Below are 6,174 nucleotides of genomic sequence, written 5' to 3'. Positions count from 1 at the left end.
GGATGGCTCCTGCATGAGCGTGGCTGCTGCTTCGACAGCGACCACATCTTGGCACCGAGATGCCGTCAGTCGGAGCGGGAGCCATCCACCCCATCTGCATCAGCTGGCAGCTTGGGCAGATGGCTGATCCGGGAACGAGATCGTCACGATCACACCGGCCTCGCTGCGGGTATCGATGTCGCCTCTGAGCTGCTCGACGAGCGAGCGCACCAGCCCGAAGCCGAGCGATCCCTCGCGGATGCCCGCCATGCCAATTCCATTGTCCTGGATCACCAACGCGACCCGACCCGGCTGAGGGCGATACATCCGGGCGAGGATCGTACCTGAGCGAGGGGACGGAAACGCATACTTCACGGCGTTGGTGACCAGCTCTGTCATTGCCAAGCCCAGCGGAATGGCCTGATCGGCACTGATAAGGATCCCCGCCGACACTTCCGCACCCAAACGGATGCGATGGTCGCCCGGAGTGATCGCCTGCAGCGCAGCGCACAGATCGGCCACGTAGCTGCCAGCATCGACCTGCTGCACGTTTTGCGACCTGCTCAGTAGGTCGTGAGCCCGCGCCATCGCGTTGATCCGCTCTCCGACCTCGGCAAACAGACCCTTCACCGTCGGGTCTGCTTGGCGCCGCGCCTGCAAGCTCAGAAGCGCTGCGGCGATCGACAGGCTGTTCTTGGCTCGGTGGTTGACCTCCACCAGTAGCACCTCACGCTCGGCCGACAGCCTCCTCATCCGCTCATTCGCCGCTTCCAGCTCGCGGGTTCGTGCCGCTACACGCTGCTCCAGATCGGCGGTCAGCGCCTGCAGATCCTTCTCAGCCTCAAAGCGGCGCGTGATATCGAGATAGGACAGGAAATGGTTGGTTATGGTGCCCTGTCCGTCATCTAGCGGACTGGCATACAACATCGCCCGGAAGGGCTTTTCGTCCTTGCCGTACTGTTGGATTTCCACGGTCGTGGCGCGACGTTCTCGGACCGCCGCTTCGTACTCCTGGATGGCTGCCGGGTCAGTCTCTGGCCCGTTCATGAAATGCGGATCTTGGCCGAGCAACTCCTCCAGGGAGTAGCCCGACAGAGCCGAGAAGGCGTGGTTTGCGAAGGTGATCGGGTTGCCCGGCAGGGTCGCGTCCGTGACGATCATCGGCATGCGGGTGAGCCGCACGGCATCGACGAAGATCCCGCCGTGCTGGCGGAGTGCCTCGATGTGCTGTTCGGCCAAGGTCCGCCCTGTCGTCCCGGCCAAGTCCTGCTGAAACTCGTTCATAGCCGAACGTAGGGCAAGACCTGCGCCCAGCCTAATGGTCGGATCGGCTGGCCGAGGCTGGCCATCTCTATGGATGGAAGACGCCCTCAAGTAGGTGCGATGAAGAACCGGCAGCCATTAATCGTCGGCGGCCTCCTGCAGCGCTCATCGCATCCGGACAGGATACCTTGTGGGGAGGCGGCGGCGTAATCCTCGTGTAGGTCGCGCACTTTCCAGGAACCGAAAGTCCCACAGCAGGTGTCGTAGGACGTGCAAGGCGTCCATCTCCTCCCAGAGCTGCCGTTCCGCCTCGATGGTGTCAGCCTCACTTAAGGCAGCCAACGACGCTGAGGCTCAGAGTTGCGCAGCTAATTGTCCTGGGCTTACGGGGCTGATCGCTACAGACTCGCCGCATCCACAGGCGGAGGTCTGGTTCGGGTTGTTGAACACGAACTGCGAAGTGAGCTTGCTGGTCGTGAAGTCCATCTCGGTGCCGAGCAGAAACAGAACCGCCTTCGGGTCAATGAACACCCGAACGCCGCGGTCCTCGACCACGTCTTCGCCGGGCTTGGCCGCCTCGGCATATTCCATCGTGTAGGACATCCCGGCGCAGCCGCCCTTCTTCACGCCGATCCGCAGGCCAGCGATCGATTGATCAGCTTCCGCGATGATCGCTTTGATCCGGTCGGCGCTCCGGTCGGTCAATGAGAGAACCTTGAATGGCGGAGCCATCATTTTAATCCTGAGGCCACGCTAATGCGGAGCCAGAGAAGCAACAGGCTCTCGAGTGGATAGATCCGACCCTGTGGCGCTATGCACCTTCTGCTCGCGCTCGGCCCCGCACCCGATCAGATCACGGGCTGGCGGGGTTTGGTGCCGTTCCTCTCGGCAGGGGCCAAGTATGCTATGCGGGCCTGCCTGAGGATGGGGCAGGACGGTTAGCCGAGGCTCAAGGGAGAGCGGCTTCAATCTCCCCGCCTGATCCCGGGCATGCCCAGCACGATCAGCACGCCAAGCAGCCCTCCGAGTGTGCCGCCTTCAAAGAAGGCCGCCATCGCGAGCGCTGGTCCCGCCGACGCGGCTAGGATCACTGCCGCAGTGCTGCCCAGCAGGCCGACGGACCCAATGATAAACACGCGGCCTCCATCGCAACTTACGATTGAAGTCATATGAAGGTTGCAATCAGGTTGCTGGGGCGCCGCCCTCGTCGGTCGCGATATGAACTCGAAATGAGGGCAGCATGGCAGCCGCGTGGGCTCTTCGCGCTCCAGTGTCTCACCGAGCGATCAAACGTCTGAGCCTACGCAGTCGGCTTGGGCTTCGGCCGAGGCGGAACACGGATCTGGATCAGCTTGCCTGTCCGAGGATCAAGCACCACAACCACGTCGCGCTCCCATCGGCCTGTAGCGGCAACCTCACGATTGCAACGCAATCCTCGGTTGTAAAGTACTTAATGATGGATTGCGGCTGGACGCGCGGGCGCCGACGCCTGATAGCGGCAGACTGAACCGCCAGGGGTTCTCGCGATTGCCCTGATGAGATGAGCGCCATCATCGTCATCGCCACCTCCGCCGGTGGCCTCGGTCCGCTCAAGCAGATCGTCGAGGCTCTGCCCAGCACCTGTCGGGCCTCCGTGTTCATCGTCCAACACATTGGGATGCGTCAGAGCATCCTCCCAGACATCCTCGCTCAACGTGGGAACCTCCCTACAGCGTTCGCGCGGCAGGGCGAGGCGATCGAGCGTGGCCGGATCTACGTAGCGCCGCCCGACCATCACATGCGGCTGCGCTTCGGCTCGATCTGGCTGGATCGAGGGGTCAAGGTGCAGTTCGCGCGTCCGGCCGCCGATCCCCTGTTCATCTCAGCCGCCGAAGCCTACGGCGAGCGCGTGGTCGGGATCGTGCTCAGCGGCGCGAACAACGACGGCGCCGACGGGCTTCGCTCGATCACGGCGCATGGTGGTCTCGGCTTGGTGCAGGATCCGGACGAGGCCGAATACCCGGCAATGCCCCTGGCCGCGGTGAGGCGCGACCATCCTGAGCCACCCCTCACCGCAATTCGACTTGCCGAGCGGGTCGCCGCACACTGTGCTGCTCGCTGAACCAGAGCGGCCGGGTGCGGGATGTACGGCCTCAGCGACGCCCGCCATCGGCTCCCGGCTTCATCGCCCGCTCGACGGCTTCCATGGCGCTCTCGAAGGCCCTCGCCTCGCTGCGGTGGGGCCGGTCGGACCGCTCAATCAGCTTACCGCTCCGGCGGATCGCCCACTGGAAGTGCCCCTCCGGCTTGGTGAGCGGTGAGACCTCGATGGAGTAGGGGTGCGGGACAGCGTCGGCCATCGGCACGCTATGCCAGCCTTGCTCTGATGACACCAGCTATCCGCATCGACCTCCGCAACCAACCTGCAACCGGGCTGGGGCTATCGCAATCTCGCCAGTCTCGACATCGAGAAAATCTATGGCCACGCTGAAACACGCTACGGTTGTGCGCATTTTCTTATGCATGTCAGGATCTCGCCCCATCGCTGTCCTCGCCGAAGATGAAGCCATCATCCGCATGGCGGCCGCTGACATGCTGGACGCCCTCGGCTTCGAGGTGCTGGAGGCAGAGCATGCCCAAGATGCGCTCCAGCACCTGGAGGCCAACGGCGGCGCCGCCCTGTTGTACACCGACGTCAACATGCCCGGCACGATGGACGGCTGCGATCTCGCGCATACCGTCTGCGCACGTTGGCCGGAGACGCGGATCATCGTCTGCTCGGGATGCGCCCGCGAGGAAGCGGCACTGCTGCCTGATGCCGCCCACTTCATCGCCAAACCCTGTGCCGAGCGGCTGGTGTGCAAGGCGCTCCAGATGCTGCAGCTACACTGACCCTAGAAGCTACCTCCGCGGAGTCGGCAATGCCGGTCCGTCCAGGCTGTGATTGGACGGACCGGCACTCCCCCATCGCTCTACATCTTGGCGGTTCGACCAGGAGTGGCAGCATGGTGCTTGAGTAGCTGAAGGCTGGGGCACTCAGGGGCAAGGGGCGGTAGCGGCCCATCGTCCAGCCGTGCCTGGTCATGCCGTCTTTGCCGGTCCACGCAGTGGGTTATGCCGCTGATCTCGATCGCTCCCATCGAGAATGCGAGAGCCCCGGTGCCAACGGTGGCGGCGACGGCACCGAGCATGAGCCCTTCGAGGACCGCCTCTCTTCGCACGGAGGCGCGCTTCCACTGCGCGGGCACGAACGCCTGTTCGGCGATGAGCATCAGGCAGGACCAAAGCATGGCAGTGACCTAAACGCCCGTCGTGGAGCCCGGCACGCCATATCGCTAGCTCGTGATCGCCCTGCCCATATCCGGCAACATGCTCGCCACAACCGGGCGGCATGGTAGCCGGTATGACCTTGCCAGCAGCTCAAGCCCTCGGCGTCATGGCCTGCGCCGTGATCGCATCCGCCATCTATCTGGCGAGCCTCGTGCAAGGCGTCAGATCCGAGGATAGCGGCCCACGCTAGGAGAGCGCGACCGCGACGGCGAGGCCGCACCAGAGCTGGGACGAGATCGCTCCTTGGCGCTGCTTTACCGACGCTCGAAGGTCACGCTCCGGCGGCGGCTGCAACCTGCGACGCGGTGGTAAACAGAGGCTTACCGGCCCGACCTTGCCATTCCCCGGTTCTAAACTACGGTGCTACGCAGTTCGCCACGGAGGGCCGACATGATCCGTATCCGCGCGACTGACGACGGCACGTACACGGTGTACCGGGACGATGCCATTCTGGTGACAGGCCTGCCCCGAGATCAGGCTAATGACGTCGCTAGAACCTTGAAAACCGCCGTCGTCAATTGAAGACACGCTCGACGGGGCGGCCTTGCAAGCCAACGGACGGTAGGCGCCGACACCGGTCGGTCTTGCATGCACTTTTTTGATGTTTGGTGCACGCGCTGCGGGGTCGCGTTCAAGGTCATCGAGTGGGACAAAGAGCAGTCCGTGCTCGTAAGACAGGCGCTATGGGCCCAAGAGTGCTTCCGTGCTGCCAGCATCGCGAACCCTTGGGCGTGCGCAGACCTGAGGGCATCGATCCCTCGCCCTGATCCTCAATTTGACCATCAGCAGCCCGACCCTCCTGTTGGTCAAAAGGAAACCCGGTAGCGGGGGCTACCGGGCTGAAGGGTGTTTGGGAGGAACACACGATGGCTTCGCAAGGGGTGGGCCAATAGCGAAGTAGCCCTCGGGGGCCGCGGAGCTGATGTGCCCGATCCGATCACGGGCTGACGGGGCTCTGTCCCGTTCTTCACAGCGTGGGGCTGGGTACGCGAGGCGGCCCGAAATGCGAGATGGGGGAGGGCGGTTACGCCGACGCCCTGCGCGTCCTGAAAACGATGCTCACGCGGTGAGGCGCCTGCAGGTGTGTCCGCAGCCGCAAGTTGAACACGATTTCTTCAACAGAGAGTCGTTATCGCTGACGATGACGCGTGGGACGCAGTGCTCGTCTAGGGCTTCGCTTCGATCTCTTCCCCTATCGTAACCACAGGTAAGCGGCAGCGCCCGATCGGTCGCGCTCCGTGACCGTATTGGGATCATCATCCGTGAGCTTCACCGTCACTGCCCGTGAGTCTGCGCGTCGGTTCGCCTTCCAGCACGCCTCTCTGCTGAACGCGCTGGATCAGGGCATGAGCCTGATTGCCGCCGGTATGGCGGATGTGCTCATCGCAGATGGAAGCGGCCTTGCCCGTACCCCGGCGGATCTGTACCGGCATCTATTCGGCGGGAGCAGCGCCGAGACTGCTGGCGTGTCCGAAAGGCGGCATACGAGGTTAGCCGTAGCCGCGTGAGGGCTCATTAGCTCTTTGATCCTCCCTCGGCATCGCGGACACCTCTGATACGCTCATGCTGAGCGGGGAAGGTGTCGGATGGCGAAGACGAGACGAGAGTTCACGCTCGAGTTCA

7 protein-coding genes are annotated in these 6,174 nt (G+C 63.5%); 4 read left to right on the top strand and 3 right to left on the bottom strand.

Going from position 1 to position 6,174, the window contains the following annotated elements:
* Positions 1-99: 99 nt before the first annotated feature.
* Together ASG32_RS28290 and ASG32_RS28285 are read right to left on the bottom strand one after the other, a co-directional pair.
* Entirely contained in the window at positions 100-1,263 is a 1,164-nt protein-coding gene (locus ASG32_RS28290; protein ID WP_056532941.1) for a sensor histidine kinase, read from the bottom strand.
* A 333-nt stretch (positions 1,264-1,596) separates the two neighbouring features.
* Positions 1,597-1,974 carry an iron-sulfur cluster assembly accessory protein gene (locus ASG32_RS28285; RefSeq protein WP_056532948.1) on the bottom strand — a complete coding sequence of 126 codons (378 nt, stop codon included), beginning with the start codon at positions 1,972-1,974 and terminating at the stop codon, positions 1,597-1,599.
* 808 nt (positions 1,975-2,782) lie between these two features.
* Between ASG32_RS28285 and ASG32_RS28280 the strand changes: the two genes are divergently transcribed.
* A complete protein-coding gene (locus ASG32_RS28280; RefSeq protein WP_056532938.1) occupies positions 2,783-3,343 on the top strand; it encodes a chemotaxis protein CheB in 561 nt (186 codons plus the stop codon).
* A gap of 31 nt (positions 3,344-3,374) precedes the next feature.
* Here the strand turns inward: ASG32_RS28280 and ASG32_RS28275 are convergent, their stop codons facing one another.
* Positions 3,375-3,581, bottom strand: a complete 207-nt coding sequence (locus ASG32_RS28275; RefSeq protein ID WP_056532935.1) for a hypothetical protein — start codon at positions 3,579-3,581, stop codon at positions 3,375-3,377.
* 118 nt (positions 3,582-3,699) lie between these two features.
* Here ASG32_RS28275 and ASG32_RS28270 point away from each other — a divergent pair, with 118 nt between their 5' ends.
* From ASG32_RS28270 to ASG32_RS28260, 3 genes are all read left to right on the top strand, one after another.
* Complete coding sequence (locus tag ASG32_RS28270) at positions 3,700-4,113, top strand: response regulator (protein WP_244492269.1); 414 nt, start codon at positions 3,700-3,702, stop codon at positions 4,111-4,113.
* Positions 4,114-4,941: 828 nt separating this feature from the next.
* On the top strand, positions 4,942-5,073 hold the full coding sequence (locus ASG32_RS35725; RefSeq protein WP_280141618.1) for a hypothetical protein: 132 nt from the start codon (positions 4,942-4,944) through the stop codon (positions 5,071-5,073).
* Positions 5,074-5,813: 740 nt separating this feature from the next.
* Complete coding sequence (locus tag ASG32_RS28260) at positions 5,814-6,059, top strand: hypothetical protein (RefSeq protein WP_056532929.1); 246 nt, start codon at positions 5,814-5,816, stop codon at positions 6,057-6,059.
* Positions 6,060-6,174 lie beyond the last annotated feature (115 nt).

Origin of the sequence: Methylobacterium sp. Leaf361, from assembly GCF_001424445.1 — a bacterium.
Taxonomy (GTDB): domain Bacteria; phylum Pseudomonadota; class Alphaproteobacteria; order Rhizobiales; family Beijerinckiaceae; genus Methylobacterium.
Note: the sequence above shows the minus strand (reverse complement) of the source record. Positions and strands in the feature narration are given on the sequence as shown.

Coding starts and splice junctions, on each gene's coding strand:
- ASG32_RS35725 (WP_280141618.1), top strand. CDS start 4,942: ATGATCCGTATCCGCGCGACTGACGACGGCACGTACACGGTGTACCGG.
- ASG32_RS28275 (WP_056532935.1), bottom strand. CDS start 3,581: ATGGCCGACGCTGTCCCGCACCCCTACTCCATCGAGGTCTCACCGCTC.
- ASG32_RS28285 (WP_056532948.1), bottom strand. CDS start 1,974: ATGGCTCCGCCATTCAAGGTTCTCTCATTGACCGACCGGAGCGCCGAC.
- ASG32_RS28280 (WP_056532938.1), top strand. CDS start 2,783: ATGAGCGCCATCATCGTCATCGCCACCTCCGCCGGTGGCCTCGGTCCG.
- ASG32_RS28290 (WP_056532941.1), bottom strand. CDS start 1,263: ATGAACGAGTTTCAGCAGGACTTGGCCGGGACGACAGGGCGGACCTTG.
- ASG32_RS28270 (WP_244492269.1), top strand. CDS start 3,700: ATGGCCACGCTGAAACACGCTACGGTTGTGCGCATTTTCTTATGCATG.